The following is a 23,433-nucleotide window of genomic DNA, read 5'->3' on the forward strand; positions in this document are numbered from 1 at the left end:
TTTAAAGCGAAGAAGAACAAATTAATATAGTAAAAGAAAATGAAAGTTTTAAAGTTTGGCGGTACTTCTGTGGGATCTGCACAGAGAATGAAAGGTGTAGCAAAACTGATTACGGGAGAACGTAACATTGTAGTCTTGTCTGCCATGTCCGGTACAACCAACTCATTGGTTGAAATCTCGGATTACTTGTACAAGAAAAACCCTGACGGAGCAAACGAGGTCATCAATAAACTGGCGCAGAAATATTACGGCCATATTGAAGAACTCTACAGCACAGACGAATATAAGCAGAAGGCCAAAGAACTGATAAAACATCATTTTGATTATATCCGCACGTTCACGAAGGATCTTTTCACGCTGTTCGAAGAAAAGGTTGTCCTGGCCCAGGGCGAACTGATCTCTACGGGCATGATGAACCTCTATCTGAACGAATGCGGCGTAAACTCCGTCCTGCTTCCGGCACTGGATTACATGCGCACGGACAAGAACGCAGAACCGGACCCCGTGTATATCAAAGAAAAGCTCGTCAAGCTATTGGACGAACACAAGGATGCAGACCTCTTCATCACACAAGGCTACATCTGCCGCAATGCTTACGGCGAGATCGACAACCTGCAACGTGGCGGCAGCGACTACAGTGCCTCTCTGATCGGTGCGGCTATCGGTGCGGAAGAAATCCAGATATGGACAGACATCGACGGTATGCACAACAACGATCCGCGCATCGTTGAAAAGACATCGCCGGTCCGCCACCTGCATTTCGAAGAAGCTGCCGAACTGGCTTACTTCGGGGCCAAGATCCTGCACCCGACCTGCATCCTGCCGGCCAAGCTGAACAATATCCCTGTCCGTTTGTTGAACACGATGCAGCCGGAAGCTCCGGGCACTATGATCTCCAACATGACGGAAAAAGGGAAGATCAAAGCTGTCGCCGCAAAAGACAATATCACTGCCATCAAGATCAAGAGCGGCCGTATGCTGTTGGCTACCGGCTTTCTGCGCAAGGTGTTCGAAATATTCGAAAACTACCAGACTCCGATCGACATGGTAACGACTTCCGAAGTAGGCGTTTCCGTTACGATCGACAACCGCAAGCATTTGGAAGAGATCGTCGACGACCTGAAAAAATACGGAACGGTTACGGTGGACGAAGATATGGTTATCGTTTGCGTAGTCGGCGACCTGGAATGGGACAACGTCGGTTTCGAAGCCCGCATCGTCCAGGCGATGAAGGATGTCCCGGTACGAATGATCTCGTACGGAGGCAGCAACTACAACGTCTCGCTCCTTGTTAAAGCCTCCGACAAAACGAGGGCATTGCAGGCTTTAAGCGATCACTTATTCAACAACTAACAGTAATTCCATAAGAAAATTCCAGGCACGGATTACACGGATTACGCAGTTTGAGCAAACTCAGAAAACAGTGAAATCCGTGTAATCCGTGCCAATTTTATATACTAATTATCATATATGCTCAAAGGAACATTTCCAATAGACAAATTCAAGGCTCTGGCAACGCCTTTCTATTATTATAACATCGAGTTGCTGAAGGAAACGCTCAATATGGTGAAAACGGAAGCCGGAAAGTATGGCTATCATGTCCATTATGCTGTCAAGGCGAACGCCAATCCCCGTATCTTGTCTGTTATCGCAGAATACGGCTTGGGAGCCGACTGTGTGAGCGGCGGTGAAATACAAGCGGCACTCGATGCCGGTTTCCCTGCCGGCAAAATCGTTTACGCCGGTGTCGGCAAAGCGGACTGGGAGATCAATTTAGGACTGGACAACGATATTTTCTGCTTCAACGTAGAATCGGCTGCCGAACTGGAAATCCTGGATGAACTGGCTGCCGCCAAGAACAAAGTGGCCTCGATCGCCCTCCGCATCAACCCGGAAGTAGACGCGCATACACATGCCAAGATCACGACCGGCATGAAGGAGAACAAATTCGGTATCAACCTGAGCCAGCTCGGACAGGTGTTAGACTTGGTCAGCCGCCTGGAACATGTCAAACTGATCGGCATCCATTGCCATATCGGTTCACAGATTACAGATATGGCCGCTTTCCGTGGCCTGGTAATCCGTGTCAATGAAATTCAGGAAGAACTGGAGGCGCGTGGAATAAAAATTGAGAATCTGAACTTCGGCGGCGGCCTCGGCATCGATTATTATCACCCGAACCATTTGCCTATCCCGGCATTCGACAACTATTTTGCCGTGTTCAACAAACTGTTGCAGCTTCGTCCGGGACAGCAGGTTCATTTCGAGCCGGGACGTTCCATCGTCGCACAATGCGGTTCGCTGATCTCCAAAGTGCTGTATGTAAAAGTCGGCGAGACGAAGAAATTCTGCATCTTAGACGCCGGTTTCACCGAGCTGATCCGCCCGGCCATGTACGACGCATACCACCGCATGGAGAATATCACCAGCAACGAAGAAGTTGAAGCTTATGACGTTGTCGGCCCGATCTGCGAATCGTCCGACGTCTTCGGCAAAGATATCGAACTGAACCGCGCCCATCGCGGCGACCTGATCGCCCTCCGCTCCGCCGGCGCTTACGGCGAAGTGATGGCCTCGCAATATAACTGCCGGAAACTGCCGGCGGCTTATTATTCGGACAGGTTGTAAAAGGCTGAAAACCGAATGTATATGTAAAATCCAATCTTCTTATTTTAACAAAGAAGATTGGATTTCATTTTTTACACAATTTTAGGGTTATTCTATTTAAAACCTTATATTTGTATTCATTATTTTTTAAATGACTAACATACAACCTGAAAATTAAAAACATGAAAAAAATCATTCTTCTAATTTGTTTAATGGTTTTTGCCTTAAACGAATCTATGGCCCAGAGCCAATGGTCTTTCGGTCCTCGCCTCGGTATCGGTTTTTCCAACAGAGCCGAAGGTTTTGACTACTGTAACCACTTCGTCGGAGGTATTTTCGGAGAATACAGGATAAACAACTTTGCTACCGAACTGGATCTTCTGTTCACCAAACAAGGCATGAAATATCCTTTAGAATCCCACGGTAATGCTTCCCGGAAAGACAAATGCCTGCTAATTCCCTTGAAGGCTAAGCTATACATGCCCTACCTCCTGAAAGGATTGAACATCTTTGCAGGACCTCAATTGGATATATTCCCGAATAGGCATTCTCCTTATATCCCTACAAGTTCTTTTGGTACAAATGCTTACCGAAAAGCAGGAATCTCCATCGTTATGGGGCTTGGTTACCGTTTCGACTTCGGGCTGGATCTGGCGTTCAATTATAACGCAGGAGTAACTTCCAATGTAGACAGAGAAAACATTTCCGACAAGAACCGCGTCTTCCAGCTCACCGCCGGTTACGACCTTTGCAAGCTGTTTAAGCTATGCGGGAAGAAATAGGATTTGCATCTTTATCCATAAAAAAAGCGGAGATCCTGCCATCTCCGCTTTTTCTTTTTCAGAACGCCGGGTTTACAATTCGCCGGGACGCTCCTCTTCACCGCCTCCGGAAGGAGGAGTGGGCGTGATGTCGCCGGAACCTGTGCTGCCACCCTTTCCGGCTCCGAGGCGTCGGGAAGTGACAGTCCGGTAATGATCCAGACGCGTGTTCCAATACGTAATCAGTGCAGCATATTTCGCGTCGCCATTAAGCAGGCAACGTGCGTTGATATGCTTGACCACGCCTGCATAAGCCGCATCACATACCGGACGCGTTTTGGAGGTCGTCAATTTCTTTACCTGTTCCGTCCGTTCGCCCGTACGCTCCGAACTCAACGAGGCGCATAGGTCGTTCGCCTTTTTCAAGGCATCGATCCAGCCGGAAAGGTTCAGTTTTTCCACATCATCCTTGTACTTGTCCGACTGCAATTCCTGCAGGAAGTTGTTCGTCATCCCCGTCTGGTCGTCATACGCACGCGTCTGCCCTCCCTGGAAAGCAGCGACCAACGGGTCCATGTGAATGCCGACAGCCTTGACAAGCGGGTCAAAATGCCGCTGGGCTGTCAGGATCTGTTCGATGATACCGATATGGTAATCGTCGCGATCCGCATCCGCAGCGTTCATCTGAGGTGTCATGGCACTCTTCCTAACCTTCACGATACTATCGTCGAAAGCCTGGAGAGCCAGCTTGAACGCATCGAAAACGTCACTTATCTCCAATACCGTCGGATCGGCCTTCTCTATCAGAGCCTCGAACTCGCGGCAAAGAGCCAGATATTCGTTATTGAGCAGTTTTCGTAAACTATAATCTTGTATTTCCATTTTACACCTTGTAAAATTAAATAGAGATGTTCAACATGATAAAAACACACCCTGTAAAACGGGCATTTGTATCGAGAGAGATCTTTCTTCCATAGGGTGTGGAACGGGTCAAACGGCAGGGAAAAACCTATATCACACCTTACAAAACTGATCGGGAACCGTCCTGCAATATATTTACAGGATATAAAATGGATAAAAGGCCAAGCGTTCAGTCGTTTCACAGTATGTAAAACAGGTTAACAGGCAGGCAAATATGCATTTTATCAGCAAGAGGCGAATTTTCATGCGCCCTATCAACTATTTGACAAGGGCAAAGATAGTCTTTTATATGGGCTGGCAACCATTTTTTAACAAACCTTTCGGCTTTTCTTTCGTACATTTGCACCACCAAAGACAAAATATCGATGAGCGAAAATTTACTTGTATTCTCCGGCTTCGAGCTATTCCTGGCCGGGATGACGGTGGGGCTGTTTATTATTCAGCTATTTTATTATTTAGTTACGTTTACGCGTCCGTTGCGTGCTGCAAAGAGGACGGAAAAAACGGCAACAGGCAGGGATGTCAAACCCGTCTCCGTCATTGTCTATGCACATGGCGAACCGGAGGATCTGCGCCGTAACCTGCCGGCATTGCTTACACAGGACTATCCGGATTATGAAGTGATCGTCGTCAACGACGGTTCCGATGCCGACAGTGAAGATGTTTTGAAACTTTTTTCAAATGAATACAAGAACCTCTATTATACATACGTGCCTGTAGACACTCAATACCTGAGCCATAAGAAACTTGCGCTCACGATGGGAATCAAGGCTGCCCGGCATGACATCCTCCTTTTCACCGAAGCAGACTGCCGCCCGCTCGGCCCGAAATGGATCGAGGCGATGGCCGACCCATACAACCCCGAAACGGATATTATTTTAGGCTTTTGCGCCTACCGGCATACAAAAGGGTTCCTGCACAAGCTCATTGCTTATGATAACCTGACGGATGGCTTGCAAATGATATCTTCCGCCCTCTCCCATCATCCTTTCACGGGAAACGGCCGGAACCTTTCCTATCGCAAGAAACTGTTCTTTGCCCACAAAGGTTACTCCAAATCACTCAACCTTCATGCCGGAGCTGACGATCTGTTCATCAACGAAGTCTCGAATCCCACCAATACACAGGTGCAACTCTCGTCTGATTCCATCATTGAGATGAACAAAATAGAAGGCTCCGGGATCTGGAGAGAGATGAAAGCCTCCCGTGCCGCTACCAAACGTTTTTACAAAGGGTGTTCCTTAGCTTTTTACCGGATGGAGACCGTCACTTATCTGCTCTTCGGGATTGCGGCGATCGCCACCTTCATCTTCGGGCTTTCAGGTAACTGGCTGCTCTCGATATTGGCCGGATCGCTTTTGCTCCTTCGATTCACGGCCAAAGCGCTCGTCTATAAAAAATCAGCTCTGCTCCTGCAACAGAAACCGTTGACCGCCTGGCTCCCCCTGTTGGAAATCGCCCAACCGGCCTATGACATATATGTCCGCATTTACAGGGTGTTCAACGGGAAAAAAGATTTTACGAATAATGCTTAATCGGCCACATCAACCAATTGGCGCATTTTTACTCGAACCGGATGCTTTTTGCCGGATGGATTTTGGTTATCAGGTAAGAAGGTCCGAGCATCATTAACATGGCGGCGGCCAATGTTCCGATGTTCAGCAAAACGATAGAAAAGACGGTGAGGTCGATAGGAACCGCATCTAAGTAATAAACGGACGGATCGAGCTTTACGACACGGAAATATGATTGGACGAGACAGAGCACGATCCCGATCACATTGCCCCAGATCATCCCCTTGCCTATCAGGAAAAAGGATATATAGAGGAATATTTTGCGAATGCTGGTGTTGTTTTCACCCAATGCTTTCAAAATGCCGATCATGTTCGTCCGTTCCAGGATGATGATCAACAATCCCGAAATCATGGTGAAGCCGGCAACGGCAAGGATCAGCACCAGGATCACCACCACATTGATGTCCTGCACATCCAGCCAGTCGAATATCATCGGATTCAGTTCCTTGATGGAACGCGTATAATAGGTATTACCATTCCGGTCCTGCTTCTCGGCAATATCAAAATATAGATCTTCGGCTATCCGGTCCAGATGCCCGTAATCATCTACCTGCAATTCCAGGCCGCTCACCTCGTCGGGCGCCCAACCATTCAGACGGCGTATCTGGCGGATATCGGCTATCACAAACAGCTTGTCATAATCGACAAAGCCTGTCTCATAAATACCTGTTATACGGAATTTACGGGCACGCACTTCGTCCTGCACAAAATAAGTCAAAAAGGAATCGCCTGCTTTCAGCCCCAGCAGGTTAGCCAGATAGCGGGAGATCAATACATCCGTAGACGCCTTATCGGCAGGAAGGGTAAACAGTTCGCCCTCTTTCAGGTTATTGCGGAAGAAAGTCCAGTCGTAGTTCTCATCCACACCTTTCAGGACAATCCCCTGAAAATCGCTATCTGTTTTCAGGATTCCCGGCTTCGTGGCAAAAGCCTCCACATGCGTAATGCCGGGAAAGGATTTCAGATGATCCAGCAACGTGTCGCTTACCGCGATCGGAGTCGATTCGTAGGAAGCATTATTATCGAAGTTCGTGATCTGGATATGGGAGCCGAAACCGATCACCTTGTTCCGGATCTCCTTCTTAAAACCAATGACTATAGCCACCGAAAGGATCATGACAGCCAGTCCTAAGGCTATTCCGATCATAGCGATACGGACAACGGGAGGAGTAGCCTGCCGGTCCCCCTCTTTGCTGAAATAGATGCGTTTAGCTATAAAATATTCGAGACTCAAAATATTACACCGTTTTTCCCGGATAAGCCTCCAGTGCCTTCTGAAGCACCGTGAGCGCTTTCGCCAGGTCTTCTTTTTTCAAGACATACGCCATACGGACTTCGTTCTTCCCCAATCCCGGAGTCGTATAGAAACCGGAAGCCGGAGCCAACATGACCGTCTGCCCTTCATATTCGAAATCACTCAGACACCAGGCACAGAACTTATCGGCATCATCCACCGGCAACTTGGCTACCGTATAGAAAGCTCCCATCGGAATCGGAGAATACACGCCCGGAATACGGTTCAGGCCGTCGATCAAACATTTACGCCGTTCGACATATTCATCATACGTCTCACGGGCATATTCTTCGGAAGCATCCAAAGATGCCTCGGCAGCAATCTGGCCGATCAGAGGCGGACTCAAACGGGCCTGGCAAAACTTCATAACGGCATTGCGGACTTCGGCATTCTTCGTGATCAGTGCGCCGATACGGATGCCACATTCCGAATAGCGCTTGGAAACCGAGTCGATCAGCACCACATTCTGTTCGATCCCTTCCAAATGGCAAGCCGAGATATAGGGCGAACCGGTGTAAATAAACTCACGGTACACCTCATCCGAGAAAAGATAAAGATCATATTTCTTCACGATATCCCGTATCTGGTTCATTTCACGGCGGGAATATAAATATCCGGTCGGATTATTGGGATTACAGATCAGGATCGCTTTGGTACGCTCGTTGATCAGTTCCTCGAACTTCTCCACTTTAGGAAGGGAAAAACCCTCCTCGATCGTCGTCGTCACCGTACGGATCACCGCCCCCGCCGAAATGGCAAAGGCCATGTAGTTGGCGTATGCCGGTTCGGGCACGATAATTTCATCACCCGGATTCAAGCAACTCAGGAAAGCAAACAATACGGCTTCCGAGCCACCTGTCGTAATGATTATATCATCCGCCGTCAGATTTATATCATACTTCTTATAGTATCCCACTAACTTTTCACGATAACTGCGATATCCCTGGCTGGGACTGTATTCCAACACCGAACGATCGATCGTGCGGATCGCATCCAATGCCGCTTGCGGGGTAGGCAGGTCAGGCTGACCGATATTCAAGTGATAGACGTGAACACCTCTCTGTTTGGCAGCATCAGCCAACGGGGCAAGTTTCCGAATAGGGGAAGCCGGCATATCGACTCCTCTTTGTGAAATATTAGGCATTACTTTTACAGTTTGTTTTTAGAATGAGGCAAAGGTATATATTTTAGTTGAAAATTGAAAGTTGAAAGTTGAAAGTTGATAGCGAAAATAACTTTCAACTTTCAACTCTCAACTTTCAACTCTTCAGATTCCCGGACGCGGCGAATCCTTACTTGCATGCATAGTCGAAATAAAGGCATTCGGATCGATTTCCTTCACTTCGTCTTTCAGGCGGGGCAGGTCTTTACGCTCGGCAATGGTAAAAATGATCTCTTTTTCCTTGCCTTCATACATACCGCGGCCATGCAGGAAAGTACCGCGCATTCCCATCTTTCCGACAATCAAATCTTTTATAGCCTGTGTTTTCTGCGATACGATAAACACAGCCCGGTTGGGATTCTCGGTCTGGAACATTTCTACCACTTTCCCGAATACGAAGATTGCAAACCAGGAGTACAAAGGGACTGACCAATCCTGGAATACAAGCAGGCCCAACATTACCACGGTCGAATCTATGACGATAATCATATTGCTTACCTTCAAATTAGAATTTTGGGCGATCACGCGGGCCAACACATCCGTACCGGCACTCGTACTTTGCGCACGGAACACGCAAGTCACTCCAAGCCCCAAGATCGCACCACCGTAGAAGCAAGCAATAAAACTGTCATTCTCAACCAAAGGCTGATTTGCGAACAAATATGAAAAACTGTCCGTGAAAATAGATATCAAAACAAAAGTCACAATCGTTTTCGGGCCGGACGCCAGTCCGAGCTTTTTCATGGCCAAAAGCAGCAAAGGCACATTAAAAAAGAGGGCAGTCGCACCCATCGGCAATCCTTCGGGCATAAAAGAGAAAAGCCCCTGCGTCACGTGGTGCAAGACGATCGATATACCATACACCCCTCCCGGTACGATTTTATAAGGTGCAAGAAATAAACTATAACTAAGTGCCTGTAAAAAAGCACCGATAACAATCAAAGTGTAGTCTGCTACATTTCTTTTCAGAGTGGCATTAGAAACCAGTTTAAGCGGTTGTTCCATGTTTGCGTTGTTGTTCGATTTTTGTGTTGTTTATTATTTGTTAAAAACAGCGCAAAGATAGATAAAAAAGAAGAGATTGCACACATAAAGCATACAATCTCTTCTACTATCAAAAATAACCCGATTCAGATTGAATTATCAGAAATTCAACGCGCGGTTATTATTATTTGTCACATTCAACAGAACCACATATTTGCGGTACTGTTCCGGTGTAAGAACCTTCTTCATCAACTTCAGATTTCCATAAACAGCCTGACGCATCTTTTTGTCACGCATTTTTTCACTTGCCCGGAGACTTTCTCCCTGCATATCCAGAAAATACTCGTTGATGTTTGCTACTTCATTGGCCTGGTAAGAAGACAACTGTAAATAGTTGCTCAATTTTTCAAAGTTAATAGCAAACGGTTCTTTACTCACATTGTTACGGTTCTCGCGTGCAAAACCCATCGTTGCACATAATAAAACGGCTGCTACAGCCATACCTAAACGTCTCATAATACCTAAACATTAAATTGTTAAACCTAAACATCGGAGGCCCTTTGCCTCCTCTTTTTACCTTTTCTCTTTTCGTTACTGCAAATATAACAATGTGTTTTATAACATTGTTCTTGGATATATTCAAATATTGTTAACGATTAGCAAATTGGATATTATTTAACAATTAAGAAATCTTTTTGAAGCATAAACGAGACATTTATTACAAATAAGACACAATATCCCTCATTTATAGACCGAATCGATAATCACATAAACGCTGTCTATCAAAGCCTGTTTACTCCGATTGTAACGCCTTTGCGTCCCGGTTCTTATTCCCAGGCTACAGGTCTTTCAGATTAAACAACCAGAAAGTCAAATAATCGTCATCCTCCGGTTCTGTCCCGATGCGTTCGATATTCAACCCCTCTTTCGTTACAAAAGAGTTTTTCCAGTTCCATTCCTGCCCGGTTCCTATTTCGCTCTCGCCAAGATAACGGAATTGTTCGTCCATCACGACAATGGTGAGCGGCTTACTGTCGATAGGAGTCTTCAACGTTGCGCCAGGCAAGCCGTGCAACAGATAACGATAGTAGACTTTGCGATATGGGTCATGGATGATGGCTGCATATAAATCCTGTTCCATATAACAAGCATAGGTCAATTCATCCGGGGTTCCCTTCGCTTCGTGATCGATAGGGGCGATAGTTCCGGCATTGTTGCTACCGCCATACACTGTTGTCGAGGCATCGCTATTCCAATCCGAGATATAGAGGGAGTGGGAATTGGGGAAACTATGAACCATTTTTGCATCCGGCGTGATTGCCGGGTAAGGAAGCTGAAGCAAATCACCTCCCCAGTTTAAACCCGAACCAAACAGTTCTTCCGGATAGAGATGGTGATATTCCGTCTTATTTGTAGCCAAGTCGATAGAAGCGGTAAACCGGAAATTCTCCCGGTCTGCCAACATTTCCGGGAAAGGAGCCAAGCCGGGTAAAAGCAAATGGTTGTCCACCAACATCAACGGCGTAACGGTGGAAAGCAAATATTGCGGATTATGCGAAGCCCATTCCTTATCATTCTTATCTAAAAACGTAACGCGGTTATGTACCCGTCCCAGGCTATCCGACAAAGCGACTTCGATCATCGGGCGGTTGAATACATAAATAGAATCGGGGCTTTTGATATAATAGGCACCGGCGCTCAGAATAGCATCCGCACCTTCCCGCTCGAAAACGATTTGCTTGACATAAGCCGTATCTGAATAGTCATAGAAATAAATAGAGTTTTTCCGGGGATTCAAAAATGTAAGTTGATTACCTCCTGCCCTATCCGTATAAATCTGGATATAAGGCGGCTTGACTTTCGTATCCGTATCCAATTGAAACCGTTTTTCTCCGGTCTTTACCAATTGTTTGGTAGCCGTCAACTTGCCTTTAAACTCGTTCTTCACACTTCCTCCGTTGCCTGAACAAGCAACCGACAACAACAATGCCAACAAATAAAAACAGCAGTTCTTCATATCATTTTCATTTTATTTTCTCATTACTCTGAATTCGCATTTACCGGAACCAAGCAATCCTGTTCCGTCAACCCCTTCCACCACTCCTGTAAATCCGGTATTGATATCGGAACAATAGAAAGAAACTTCCGCTTCTCCTTTTTCATCCGTTATCACAGAAGGTTCCCATAATAAAGTGTTGCGGGCATCAGGAGTTGACAATTGCATATCGATTTCGTCCGGCTTGTAAAATTCACGGGCAGCATAGTAGCCTTTGGTACGCCAAAGATTGTTCATACGAAGAAGCTCTTCTTCGCTGAACTTAGACGCATGATAAATTACATATTGTTCGTCTATAACACGAAATGGAGTTCCGGAACCATTGGAAGCATAATGTTCAAATTTCGAAATCAAATATGTTTTACCATCAATTGGCGGCGTACGTCCTTCTGCCGGGCAACCGTTAATTGCGTGATGCGCATCATATCCGGTTCTATAATTTAATAAACGCCCACAAGAGGTACAAACATAGGCACTATTTAGATTCATTTGCGCCAAACTATCCAGCCGCCCCATAAACTTATCCCGGAATACTCTACGCCTTTTCCCCGTCACGGTCACTCCATCCAACAGAATCGTGCTGTCTTTGCTTACAATCGGCTGCACAAATGTTCTCTCATTATCCTCTTGTGCCAGCTCGATTACAGGATAATAATTCGTTCTACTTTTCCTTACCGTATCAATGGCCCGAAACAAATCATCTATTTGAAGTTCAGCCTTAAACTCTTTCGACAACATCGGTTTCAAATACACATATCCACCCTGAAGTTCTTTCATCATAGGTGGTTCAATAGAAAACTGTCCGGTCGAATCAGCCCAAACAAACATAACCTTCCCTTCAGCTCCCGAAATCTGAATAAGCTGTTCCGTTCCCGGTTCTTGTTTTCTTTTCTTTTTATTTTGCACCCATTGGACACCAGTTATTCCATCAGCCAGAAATTCCGGTCCATGATTAGCCAAAGACTCACCGTTCCAAACATACCGTCTCCACCCTTGTGTTAACAGAAGCAGGTCTAAAGCCTGCAAACGACCTGTTTTTTTCTCATCGAAATAATAAAGCGGATTATGGACCCTTCCCCGTATCTGGGAGGATAAATAACAATACGTCAGTATATTCACCGGGTCTGCCGGGTTGATATATGCCTTATCAAATACGCTGATGCCCAGATTCGCTTTTACTGGCGCCCCATCCTCATCCGTAACCTTTATTTTTAATGTCGCTTTTTCACGGATGGCATATGCTTTTTTATCCGGTTCTATATTTACCCGCAGTTTCTTTTCCGGATTCACATAAACCAACCTCTCGGCAACCGGTTGCATACTGCCATTAAATAAGGTGAACTCTGCGATCCCCTGATAAGGGAACTCGCTAAGCGGCATTTTTATTTTAAGCCGGTCCTTCAACATCCCCTTTGCCACACAGCAAACCATTCCGCGGATTTGCCCTAACAAGCAAATCTCCTGATCAGGCGAACCTTCCGTTTGAGAAATAAAAAACTCCAGATATTTCTTGTTCTGTTTAGATAAACGCAATGTCATTCCTTGAAGATAAATCTCCGGTAAAGAATAATCAGAACCATTATCTAACGCTATATGGTATTTCTTCTCCGAATCAGGAGTAAAGAAGAAATCGCCCATTCCGTCATGACTACTTGCAAACCGGACGACCGGAGTATTACCTTCATATAAAAGCCCCTTTACCTCTACCGGATAGCCGCTGCCATTTGTAGCTTTAAATGCCACACGGGAAGGCAACCCCGAAACCAGGTTTCCCCCTTCCGGAAAAACAGCAAACCGTAAACTGTCTTTCTTATCGTTCTCCGTCTTTTGATTGTCATGGGCGATATTTTTGACAACTCTTAATTTACGGGAAGAAACAATGCCTGTTGTGTCATTGTGAAAAGAGTGCCGGCTATAGGCTTCCAGGAAATAATCGCCCTCGGCCAGTTTCTCATCTATATAAACGTGCCCTAATGCCAGACCGTTTTCTACCGGATACTTTTCTTGCCAAACCACACTGTCCTTGCTATTTATCATTTGCAAATACAATGTCCGGCTCTGACCGGACATAACGAAAGATTGGGCATTCAACTGATAGGCTTTAAACCAAAGGTCTTCACCTGTCTCATAAATGCCTTTACTGGTCTGGAGATAGATAAGTTCGGAAGGTAAACCGGCATATTCTTTACTGACAGAAGCAACCCATGCTTCATCAACAGCTTCCTGGCAAAAACACGGCAAACAGGTATATGTCAGTAAAAAGAGGATCAACAAAGTGCTTTTCATACTTCCCTGTATTACGGATTAATTCGTTTTCATATTATAGGCTTTCCTCAGTCCGGCAATTTATGCTTCTCATACGACGGTTTGACCCAACGCAGATAAATACAGAGTGATGCCAGACAGCAACCGGCTCCCACGCCATAGGCTGTAGCCAGTCCGGCACAGGAAGCGATAAAACCGGCTGAAAGCATTCCGATACCGACACCCAAATCAAAAGAGGTCAGATAAGTAGAGGTTGCCGTACCGCGCATATTGTGCGGAGCGACATTGATAAAGAGGCATTGGAAAGCAGGAACCCCCACTCCGTACCCAATGCCGATCATCAAGGCGCAGGCAAAGAAAACCCAAGATTGGTGGACAGTCGCAAACACGGCAAACGTCACCAGCAAGCAGACGGAAGAACAGACCGACACCCAGTGGATTTTCCCATGATCGACCAGCTTCCCGGAGACCAGGCGCGACGTTCCCACACCGATCGCCATATAAATAAAGAAGTAACCCGGATCGGCCACCATTATTTCCTTCCCGTACAAAACGACAAAAGAGGTAATCATCCCGTATGGAATCGCAACCAGGATATAGGCGAGCGCCGCCGGCAACGCCTTTACAAGAATAAAGCGGTCGAGTGAAAAATGCGGACGCGGAACCTTTTCCCGTTTCGGATAACGGATCAGGCAGACGGAGCCGACTCCGACAAAAGCCGCCACCCATCCAACCGAGACAACCGGATAAAACCCTCCTTTCCCATAAATAGTAACGGCCACCAACGGAGCCAGCGACATCGCTAAGTTGATCGTCAGGCCGTAAAACCCCATTCCTTCGCCACGACGGGAAGAAGGGATCACGTCGATCGCGATCGTATTGCCGGCAACCGAAGTCAACCCCATAAAGCCGCCCTGAATGAAACGGACAGCCATAATAGTCAGCATGGCCGTGGCAACCAGATACCCGCCGAACATGAAAGCAAAAACAAAGAAAGCGAAAAGATATAACGGCTTACGCGAAAAGCAATCCACTAAAAAACCTGAAAAAGGCCGGACACAGAGCAAGCCGATCGTATAACTGGACAAAGCGATCCCCACATTTGCCGTATCGATTCCTAAAACTTCCACCAGATAGACCGGCATCGTCGGCATCAGCATATAGAAAGAGAAGTTCATCAGGAAATAGGAAATGCAGCATTGCACGAAATTCCGGTTCCACAATATAGGTTTACGATCTTCCATTTTATTCACGCCAGCTCACTTAACTCCAGCCAGCGCATCGTTTTTTCGTCTATTTCTTCTATTACTTTTGCGATTCGTTCGGATTTGGCCAGCAGTTCGTCGTTGCTCAACGTTCCGCTGCTCATGGCCGTCTCCAACTCGGCTTTTTCGGCTTCGAGCTGAGGGATCTCGGTTTCGAGCGCTTCAAACTCCTTGCGTTCCTTAAAAGTCAGTTTCTTTTTCTGTTCCTTTTCAGGACGCGATGTTTTCTCCACGGCGGGAGCCATTTTTGCCTGGCGTGCCGCTTCAGCTTCTTTTTCCAACTGATCCTGCACCTCTTTCCATTCGCGATATTGCGTGTAGTTGCCCGGAAAATCCTTTATATCGGCATTTCCCCGGAACACCAACAGATGGTCGACCACCTTATCCATAAAATAGCGGTCGTGCGACACGACGATCGCACATCCTTTGAAGTTCCGCAGATACTCTTCCAGCACATTCAGGGTGACGATATCCAGATCGTTCGTCGGCTCGTCCAATACCAGGAAGTTCGGGTTGCGCATCAGGACCGTACAGAGATACAAGCGGCGTTTCTCTCCCCCGCTCAGTTTGTAAACATAGCTATGCTGTTTCTCCGGAGCGAAAAGGAAATAGTTCAGGAACTGGGAGACGCCCATCTTCTTCCCGTCACCCAAATCGACATACTCCGCGATATTCTGAACCACATCGATCACCTTCATCTGCTCGTCGAACTGGAGGCCGTCCTGGCTGTAATAACCGAACCGGACCGTCTCGCCCACGTCAAAACGGCCGCTGTCAGGCTCCACTTCCCCCATCAGCATCTTGATAAAAGTAGATTTTCCTGTTCCGTTATTCCCGACAATCCCCATCTTCTCGTAACGGGCGAATATATAGTTGAAATCTTCCACGATCTTCAGATCACCGAAACGTTTCGAGACATGCTCCGCCTCGAAAATCTTCGATCCGATATACGAAGCCTTTACGTCCAGGTTGACGTTCCCGGCTTCGTGCTGTTGTTTGGCTTTCTTTTCCAGTTCATAGAAAGCGTCGATCCGGTATTTCGCCTTTGTCCCGCGTGCCTGCGGCTGACGGCGCATCCAGTCGAGCTCCTTGCGAAGCAGGTTGCTGGCCCGGTCCACCTCGGCATTCAACGCGTCCATGCGTTCCTGGCGTTTTTCCAGATAATAGCTGTAATTCCCCTTATACTGGTAAATCTGTTTCCGGTCTATCTCGATAATCTCGCTACAGACACGATCCAGGAAATAACGGTCGTGCGTCACCATCAAAATACTAATGTTCGCGCGCGAGAGGTATCCTTCCAGCCATTCGGTCATTTCCAGGTCCAGATGGTTGGTCGGCTCGTCGAGGATGATCAGTTCGGGATCGGTGATCAGCACGTTTGCCAAAGCCACGCGTTTCAACTGCCCGCCGGAAAGCGTCTCCACCTTCTGGTCGAAGTTATGGATCTTCAGCTGTCCTAAGATCTGCTTGGCACGCTGTTCATAATCCCAGGCTTTCAGGTTATCCATCCTGAGCAGAATATCTTCGAGGTTGGAATGATCGCCGCTTGTCATCGCCTGTTCATATTCGGCGATCAAACGTACCGTTTCGTTCGGCGAGTAGAAACAAGCCTGCAAAACGGTCAGGCCGTCGGGATAATGTGGCGTCTGTTCCAGATATCCGACCCGCAGACCGCCCCGGAACACGACCGCCCCGCTGTCATAATCTTCTTTTCCGGCTATAATATTCAGTAAAGTTGTTTTCCCCGTACCATTCTTGGCTATCAGTCCGACCTTTTGCCCCTGCGCGATTCCGAAAGTGATGTCTTCGAATAAAACCAGATCCCCGAAGCTTTTAGTCAGCTTGTCTATTTGTAAATAGCTTATCATATATTCATATCTGCTTTAAATGCAGGACAAAGATACAAAAAGATTAAGCACAATGAACGGGATTATTTCGTATATTCACGCCAGGACGGTTGGAGGTGTGTCAAAATATACTTGTCCCCGCGCTTGACGCGGGGCCGCAAAAGAACAGGCCTTATCAATCAGATATTTATACGGTCAGTTTTCATGCGATCCCGCGTCAAGCGCGGGAACAAGGTAGTTTTGACACACCTCCCTGCCGATAATTGTGAGCAAACCTGCCGACAATTGTGGGCAGGCCTGTCTACGGTTGTCGGCAAGCAACTACCTGCCGGGAAAATTCCGATTACCTGCCGGGCGATTTTGAGCTATATGCCGGGCAATTCTAAACAAACCCCTTAACAAATGTGTTTCCCTTATAAATAAATTCTTAATTTTGTCACATTGAATTAAATTTAATAGACACACTATGTTGACAGCAATGATCATCGTGTTCCTGGTAGGATATTTACTTATCGCCCTGGAACATCCGCTAAAAATCAATAAAGCGGGAACGGCACTCCTGACCGGAACAATCCTTTGGGTTTTATATACATTCGGTTCGCCCCAATTCATTCCGACCGCTTCGGCTGATGAATTTAAACTTTTTTTAGACGCGTTCCCCTTTATGAAGGATCTGCCATACGCAGACCAATGCATCCGCTTTGTCATCGACCACCAGATACTAAACAGCATCGGCGAGATAGCGGAAACCTTGATTTTCCTGATTGGGGCGATGATCACCGTGGAGTTGGTCGATTCCCACGGAGGATTCATGTTCATAACTAACCGCATCACCACCAACAGCAAGCGGAAGTTATTGTTCGTCATTGCCACGATCACCTTCTTCATGTCGGCTGTCCTGGACAACCTGACTACTTCTATCGTAATGGTCATGCTGATCCGGAAACTGATCGGCAACTATAAAGAGCGTTGGGTTTTCGGCAGCATCATCGTGATTGCCGCCAACAGCGGCGGAGCCTGGTCGCCTATCGGCGACGTGACAACGATCATGCTGTGGGTAAGAGGAAATATCTCGACTTCGGCAACGATCCCGCATCTGTTTCTGCCGAGCCTTGTATCGGCCTTAGTTCCGGTTTTGATCATATCCCGCTATTTGCACGGGAAAGTTACGCCTCCCAACGCTTTCGCGGAAAACAGGGACAACCTTTTATTAAAGGTGTTGAAGGCGAACGAGAAACTGGCGATCCTCTGTATCGGCGTGTTCTGCCTGCTGTTTGTCCCGGTGTTCAAGACGATCACACACCTGCCTCCGTTCATGGGGATTCTGATGGGAGTCGGTTTCCTGTGGGTATTCACCGAGCTGATGTACCGGCGGACTCCTATCAACGAAGACTTGAAACTCCGCTTGTCGAAGGTCGTAAGCCGTATCGACGGGGCGACCCTGATGTTCTTCCTCGGCATCCTGCTGGCAGTGGATGCCTTGCGGTGTAGCGGCGTGTTGGGAAGTTTCTCTCTCTGGCTGGACGATACGATCGGCAATGTATATGCGGTTAACCTGATTATAGGAACACTCTCTTCCATCGTCGACAACGTTCCGCTCGTCGCCGGCGCCATCGGCATGTATCCCGTTGCCTCGGATGCGATGGTTGCTACGGCTGCCGACCCGGTCTATATGGCCCATTTCGTTCAGGACGGCGTGTTCTGGCAATTCCTTGCCTACTGTGCCGGCGTAGGCGGCAGCATGCTGATCATCGGTTCTGCCGCCGGAGTCGTCGTGATGGGATTGGAAGGGATCAATTTCATCTGGTATCTGAAACGGATCTCGCTGCTTGCTTTGGCGGGCTATTTGTCGGGAGCCGCTGTTTACATCCTGCAAAATACAATTTTAGGCATATAGATTTAAATATTTATCTTCCGATATCCCCATATCCTGATAAATTATTGTTATATTTCAGCTTCTGAACAATAAACAAGATTTATCATGATATGGGATTTTATTTTAAGACTATTCGTTGCCGGTATTTTAGGAGCCGTGATCGGGCTTGACAGGGAATACAGGGCTAAGGAGGCAGGCTACCGGACCCACTTCCTCGTCTCGCTCGGCAGCGCTTTGATCATGATCGTCTCGCAATACGGATTCCAGCAGATCATCCTGGAAGACAGCGTCTCGCTCGACCCAAGCCGTGTCGCCGCCCAGGTTGTCAGTGGCATCGGTTTCATCGGAGCCGGGACGATCATCATACAGAAACAATTCGTACGGGGCCTCACCACGGCTGCCGGTATCTGGGCGACGGCGGGGATAGGGCTGGCTTGCGGGGCCGGTATGTTCGGCATCAGTATTGCCGCAACGATCCTCACGCTGGTCGGGCTGGAATTGTTGAGTTTAATCTTCAAAAGCGTCGGGATGAAAAGTTCGCTGATCGTATTTTCCACTTCCGACAAGGATATCATCAAAAAGATTATTCCGGTCATATCCGAACGGGGATATCTGTTGGCATCTTATGAGCTAAAGGAGTTAAGCCATACGACAACAAAGACTTACCTCGTTTCACTGGTCCTGAAAGCCAAGAAATATTCGGACGATAGCCCGCTCCTTTGGTTCACGGAAACATTCCCGGAAATAACGATTGAACGAATTGAGTAGAAAGAATTTCTGTCGTCGGGACAAGTTTTAGTATATTTGTCCCCAAATTATCATAACGAACATACAATGAATATCATTTCTAAACTATTCAAGAAGAAAGAAGAAGAAACAGAAGTCGTATCGAAAGGCTCCGTAGAGGAGTTCGTTACGCTGATCCGCGTGTATTACCAGGCGGTAATGGCTGTACAGTTAGGTATCACCAACCTCAACATATTGAACGATATGGCGTTGTTCAAGCGGATGCTTAAGATTCCGACACAAAACAACAAGTTGGGTATAGCCGAAAAATCCCGCTCCCGCAAAATCCTAATGCAGGAATACGGGCTGAACGAAAACTTCTTCAAGGAAATCGACGCTTCCATCAAAAAGAACTGCAAGACGCAGAACGACATCAAGTCTTATTTCATCATGTACCAGGGATTCAACAACGACCTGTTCTCCCTGCTCGACAGCCTGATGCAATGGAAATTCCGCTTCTCCATGCTGGTGAAGAAGCTGTTGTATTCGCAGACGCAGAAGACCATACACGAGATCGTAACCCGTTCGGAATGGAAAGATGTCGGCGTGCAGAAAGTTGCCTGGAGAATACGGAAATACAAAGAAACGCTCGGCTATTCGGAAGAATGGATGACCGACTTCGTGTATAACGTCGTGCTGATGGCCAAAGAAGATGCCAAAAGACAGAAGAAGGAAGACAAATAAATGGTTTCAGAGCAACATCCTTTAGGATTCTTCCTGCCGGAAAACACAAAGTTATTGATGCTGGGCAGTTTCCCTCCTCCACGTGTGCGTTGGTCGATGAATTTCTACTATCCGAATATCCAAAACGACATGTGGCGGATACTCGGACTGATCTTCTATAACGATAAAGAATACTTCTTAGAGACTAAAAAGGCTTTCAGCGAAGAAAAAGCGAAAGCCTTCTGCCGGGAAAAAGGGATCGGGATCGGTGATACCGCCGTGGAGATTATCCGCCTTAAAAACAATGCCTCGGATAATTTCCTGCAGGTTGTCACTCCGCTAAACCCAGCCGAAGTATTGGCACAAATCCCGGAATGTGAAGCGATCGTCGTAACGGGACAAAAAGCGATGGACACACTAATAGCCATGCTGCCTCCGGTAGAAGAACCCAAAGTCGGTTCTTACTCCCGCTTCACCCTGTCGGACCGCATCTTCCGCCTCTACCGCATGCCCTCCTCCTCGCGCGCCTATCCCAAGCCATTAGAGGAAAAGGCTGCAATATATAGAGGAATGTTCGAGGATTTAAAGATGATATAAATACAGATTTGTCTGTTACTTTTGGCTTGATCCAAAAGTAACCAAAAGATCAAGGCCGAACCTGCTTCGCTACTCCGTTCCCTTCGTTCGCTGTCGCGTCTGAAACTCGCTTCGCTTAGGACAGCAGACGCTCCGGACGCTCACTGCGGTCTCTGCGCTTAACGCTCACCAGCTTAGGCCGGAAATAGAGCCTGACGGCTCTTTGGGGATTGCCGATGCTGCCTGTTTTTTTTGTGATCTTGCATTAAGTGAGGCAAGCCTTGTGGTGCAACCTCTCTTTTGCCGTCTGCTGAAGCAGACGGATAGGTGATTGTTCCGGCTTTGCCGGTTCCTCTGTGGGTTTTAACCCCTTTAAATGCAATCGATAAAAGGGGTTAAAACCCACATGGGAAGAGGCTTTGCCTCTAAATCCTTTAAACCGTCTGCTGAAGCAGACGGCAAAAGAGAGGATGAGGGGGGTGGGGATTGCTGATACTGATACCTATATAAGAGGCGGTATCGGCAATCCCAAGAGAAAGCGCAGCTTTCTAAGAAAGGCCTAAGCGGACGGGCGTCAAGCGGAGGGCGAAGGCGGAGCGGCAGGAGCCTGCGCTGTTTGAGCGAAGCGAGTTTCGCAGGCGACAGCGGAGCCTTTGACCGGAGTAGACCGGTCGGTTAAGCCTTGATCTTTTGGTTACTTTTGGATCAAGCCAAAAGTAACGGATAAACCTGTATTTAGCCGCAATGGAAATAGCGATTTACCAATTCCAGCATTCCTTCCGGATCATTTGTCAGATCTTCGCGTAATGTTGTATCGTTATAACCTTCCAACTTCTTGATGATACCATCGATCATGCTTGGGCTAAACACATTATGCTGTTCAAATATGGTTCGCTGCTGTTGCAGGCGCTTGGCAGAGGCAACACAGCTATCCGGCAATTGATCCAACGATTCCAGACGCGCCTTGTTTTCTTCCTGATGGATATTCACATTCACATACGTCTTATCAGCCACATCCAGCGCATCCGGGATTTCAAAACCGTACCGGCAAGCGACCGCCAATCCCGCCAACAACTGATATAAATCAGCCGATCCGTCCGGCGAACGCATCTCGACTGTCTGCTTCTGTGTCGTGTCATAATGGCTGTCTGCCTCCAACGGATTTGCCAACGAACACATGTCCTTCTTGGCAGCCCATCCCAACGGGACACGCACCAATACGGAGCGGTTACGATCGCCCCAGCAAATATTCGTCGGAGCCTCCTGGTGGGGAACCAAACGGAAATAAGAGGTCGGATTCGTATTACCGAAAGCCGTAATGGACGGAGCCAGTTTCATCATGCCGGCAATCGCCTTACGAGCCGTTTCCGACAAAACTCCATTCTGAAGCATCTGATTTTTGCCATCTTTCATAATACGCATGTGTACATGCAGACCGGAACCTGCTTTTCCCGCCGTAATCTTCGGCGCAAAAGTTATATCCAGCCCATATTCGTAGGCCAGATTACGGATGACCCATTTAGCAATCATTAGTTGGTCGGCAGCATCTTCTACCCTTGTCGGCAGGAACTCGATCTCGTTCTGCTCATAGATCTTGCCATTCAATGTAAAATTGCCGACTTCCGAATGCCCATATTTTATTTGTCCTCCCGTTTGTGCGATATATTGCATACATTGCGTACGGAACTGGTTGAACTTAGCATAAGGCCCGGATTCATGATAACCACGCTGATCAGTAGCCGGGAATAATTCTTCCTCATCCGCAATCACATAATATTCCAACTCTCCCATCGCCTCGAACTGCATCCCCGTCACATCCGTAAAAGCCTTGCTTGCCTTGTGCAACGTATATTCGGGCGAGCTTTCCAGCGGTTCACCATCCTTATTAAAGAACGAGCAAAGCATGCTCAATGTCGGCAATTCGGAAAAAGGATCGATAAACGCCGTACGGAAACGCGGAATCACATACAAGTCGCTGCTACCCGCCTCGATAAACGAGAACAGGCTGGAACCGTCCACACGCTCCCCGCAAGTCAGGATTGCGTCCAGATATGCCGCATTGTTAATGACAAAATTCAATGTTTTCAAACGCCCGTCACCGGCAGGATACATAAAGTTCACCATCCGGATATTCTTATCCTTAATGTACGATACGATATCCGCCTTTGTAAATTCGGAAGATGGTTTCTGAAGGAACTCAACCAAGAGGTTGGCATTCATGTCTAATTCGTCTTTCATGTCTTTGTTGATTGTTTAAGATTACTCAATACTCACAAATATATTCAAAACATTCCCAATATACAAACAAGGGAAACCTTTTATATTCGATTTATCTTTCTTATCTTTGTAAAGACAGACAATAAAAACGAAGTTTATGGTAAAAGATATTAGCATAACAGATATGTATATGAGCGTTCTATCCTCCCTCACGGCAGACGAAAAGCTTGATTTAATCAGTAAACTTTCCGAATCTCTCAGAAAGACAAAGAAAGAAAAAAAAGTTGCAGCTGACCCTTTTGCTTGTTACAAAGGAGATTGGGATGATAATCTTCCACGTACATTTACCCGAAAAGTAAAATCTTGGTAAATAAATCTTATGGGCAAATCAAAGCCAATCTCGAATGCAAAGGACTACGAATCGATGATTTTGATATCCTTATAGGGGCTACTGCTCTCCAAAATAAACTCGTTATGGTCACTGCTAATATCGGGCATTTAAATCGCATTCCAAACCTTATAATTGAAAATTGGGAATAAAGAATTTGTTTATTCAAAATATTCTCTTACCTTTGCACC

The 23,433-nt window shown here is 46.9% G+C and carries 19 protein-coding genes; 9 read left to right on the forward strand and 10 right to left on the reverse strand.

Translation table 11 applies throughout. From position 1 onward, the window contains the following. Nucleotides 1-39 precede the first annotated feature (39 nt). From H8S65_RS04385 to H8S65_RS04395, 3 genes are all read left to right on the forward strand, one after another. Nucleotides 40-1,353 carry an aspartate kinase gene (locus H8S65_RS04385; protein ID WP_186928784.1) on the forward strand — a complete coding sequence of 438 codons (1,314 nt, stop codon included), beginning with the start codon at nt 40-42 and terminating at the stop codon, nt 1,351-1,353. A gap of 117 nt (nt 1,354-1,470) precedes the next feature. Continuing rightward, nucleotides 1,471-2,628 carry a diaminopimelate decarboxylase gene (lysA, locus tag H8S65_RS04390; RefSeq protein WP_186928786.1) on the forward strand — a complete coding sequence of 386 codons (1,158 nt, stop codon included), beginning with the start codon at nt 1,471-1,473 and terminating at the stop codon, nt 2,626-2,628. Nucleotides 2,629-2,789: 161 nt separating this feature from the next. Next, a complete protein-coding gene (locus H8S65_RS04395) occupies nt 2,790-3,389 on the forward strand; it encodes an outer membrane beta-barrel protein (protein WP_186928787.1) in 600 nt (199 codons plus the stop codon). 72 nt (nt 3,390-3,461) lie between these two features. Here H8S65_RS04395 and H8S65_RS04400 read toward each other — a convergent pair whose 3' ends face one another. Then, entirely contained in the window at nt 3,462-4,250 is a 789-nt protein-coding gene (locus H8S65_RS04400; RefSeq protein ID WP_255489026.1) for a DUF6261 family protein, read from the reverse strand. Nucleotides 4,251-4,654: 404 nt separating this feature from the next. Between H8S65_RS04400 and H8S65_RS04405 the strand changes: the two genes are divergently transcribed. After that, the gene (locus H8S65_RS04405) at nt 4,655-5,824 is read left to right on the forward strand and encodes a glycosyltransferase (protein WP_186928789.1); all 1,170 of its coding nucleotides are present in this window, start codon (nt 4,655-4,657) and stop codon (nt 5,822-5,824) included. Nucleotides 5,825-5,852: 28 nt separating this feature from the next. Here H8S65_RS04405 and H8S65_RS04410 read toward each other — a convergent pair whose 3' ends face one another. The 8 genes from H8S65_RS04410 to H8S65_RS04445 all read right to left on the reverse strand — a co-directional run bounded on the left by H8S65_RS04410 (nt 5,853) and on the right by H8S65_RS04445 (nt 16,757). Then, the gene (locus tag H8S65_RS04410) at nt 5,853-7,097 is read right to left on the reverse strand and encodes an ABC transporter permease (protein WP_186928790.1); all 1,245 of its coding nucleotides are present in this window, start codon (nt 7,095-7,097) and stop codon (nt 5,853-5,855) included. 4 nt (nt 7,098-7,101) lie between these two features. Continuing rightward, nucleotides 7,102-8,301: a pyridoxal phosphate-dependent aminotransferase gene (locus H8S65_RS04415; RefSeq protein WP_186928792.1), complete on the reverse strand. Its 1,200-nt coding sequence runs from the start codon at nt 8,299-8,301 to the stop codon at nt 7,102-7,104. A gap of 123 nt (nt 8,302-8,424) precedes the next feature. Continuing rightward, the gene (locus H8S65_RS04420) at nt 8,425-9,324 is read right to left on the reverse strand and encodes a YitT family protein (RefSeq protein ID WP_186928793.1); all 900 of its coding nucleotides are present in this window, start codon (nt 9,322-9,324) and stop codon (nt 8,425-8,427) included. A 138-nt stretch (nt 9,325-9,462) separates the two neighbouring features. Then, entirely contained in the window at nt 9,463-9,819 is a 357-nt protein-coding gene (locus tag H8S65_RS04425; RefSeq protein WP_186928795.1) for a hypothetical protein, read from the reverse strand. 322 nt (nt 9,820-10,141) lie between these two features. After that, nucleotides 10,142-11,320, reverse strand: coding sequence for a DUF4221 family protein (locus H8S65_RS04430; protein ID WP_186928796.1), 1,179 nt, complete (start codon nt 11,318-11,320; stop codon nt 10,142-10,144). A 12-nt stretch (nt 11,321-11,332) separates the two neighbouring features. Further along, nucleotides 11,333-13,645: a hypothetical protein gene (locus H8S65_RS04435; protein WP_186928798.1), complete on the reverse strand. Its 2,313-nt coding sequence runs from the start codon at nt 13,643-13,645 to the stop codon at nt 11,333-11,335. Nucleotides 13,646-13,692: 47 nt separating this feature from the next. Beyond that, nucleotides 13,693-14,868 (reverse strand): MFS transporter, encoded by a 1,176-nt coding sequence (locus tag H8S65_RS04440; RefSeq protein ID WP_186928881.1) that lies wholly within the window; start codon nt 14,866-14,868, stop codon nt 13,693-13,695. A gap of 5 nt (nt 14,869-14,873) precedes the next feature. After that, the gene (locus H8S65_RS04445; RefSeq protein ID WP_186928800.1) at nt 14,874-16,757 is read right to left on the reverse strand and encodes an ABC-F family ATP-binding cassette domain-containing protein; all 1,884 of its coding nucleotides are present in this window, start codon (nt 16,755-16,757) and stop codon (nt 14,874-14,876) included. A gap of 445 nt (nt 16,758-17,202) precedes the next feature. Here H8S65_RS04445 and nhaD point away from each other — a divergent pair, with 445 nt between their 5' ends. The 4 genes from nhaD (at nt 17,203) to H8S65_RS04465 (ending at nt 20,658) form a co-directional block, all read left to right on the forward strand. Next, nucleotides 17,203-18,633, forward strand: coding sequence for a sodium:proton antiporter NhaD (gene nhaD, locus H8S65_RS04450; RefSeq protein ID WP_186928801.1), 1,431 nt, complete (start codon nt 17,203-17,205; stop codon nt 18,631-18,633). A gap of 84 nt (nt 18,634-18,717) precedes the next feature. Further along, the gene (locus tag H8S65_RS04455) at nt 18,718-19,380 is read left to right on the forward strand and encodes an MgtC/SapB family protein (protein WP_186928803.1); all 663 of its coding nucleotides are present in this window, start codon (nt 18,718-18,720) and stop codon (nt 19,378-19,380) included. Between the two features lie 66 nt (nt 19,381-19,446). Beyond that, a complete protein-coding gene (locus H8S65_RS04460; protein ID WP_186928804.1) occupies nt 19,447-20,082 on the forward strand; it encodes a DUF8491 family protein in 636 nt (211 codons plus the stop codon). Continuing rightward, the gene (locus H8S65_RS04465) at nt 20,083-20,658 is read left to right on the forward strand and encodes a uracil-DNA glycosylase family protein (protein WP_186928806.1); all 576 of its coding nucleotides are present in this window, start codon (nt 20,083-20,085) and stop codon (nt 20,656-20,658) included. A 714-nt stretch (nt 20,659-21,372) separates the two neighbouring features. Here H8S65_RS04465 and H8S65_RS04470 read toward each other — a convergent pair. Further along, complete coding sequence (locus tag H8S65_RS04470; protein WP_186928807.1) at nt 21,373-22,875, reverse strand: glutamine synthetase family protein; 1,503 nt, start codon at nt 22,873-22,875, stop codon at nt 21,373-21,375. Between the two features lie 136 nt (nt 22,876-23,011). On the opposite strand from H8S65_RS04470, the gene H8S65_RS04475 reads away from it, so the two are divergent. Then, complete coding sequence (locus H8S65_RS04475) at nt 23,012-23,224, forward strand: hypothetical protein (protein WP_186928809.1); 213 nt, start codon at nt 23,012-23,014, stop codon at nt 23,222-23,224. Nucleotides 23,225-23,433 lie beyond the last annotated feature (209 nt).

The organism is Parabacteroides hominis (genome assembly GCF_014287585.1).
Taxonomy (GTDB): domain Bacteria; phylum Bacteroidota; class Bacteroidia; order Bacteroidales; family Tannerellaceae; genus Parabacteroides; species Parabacteroides hominis.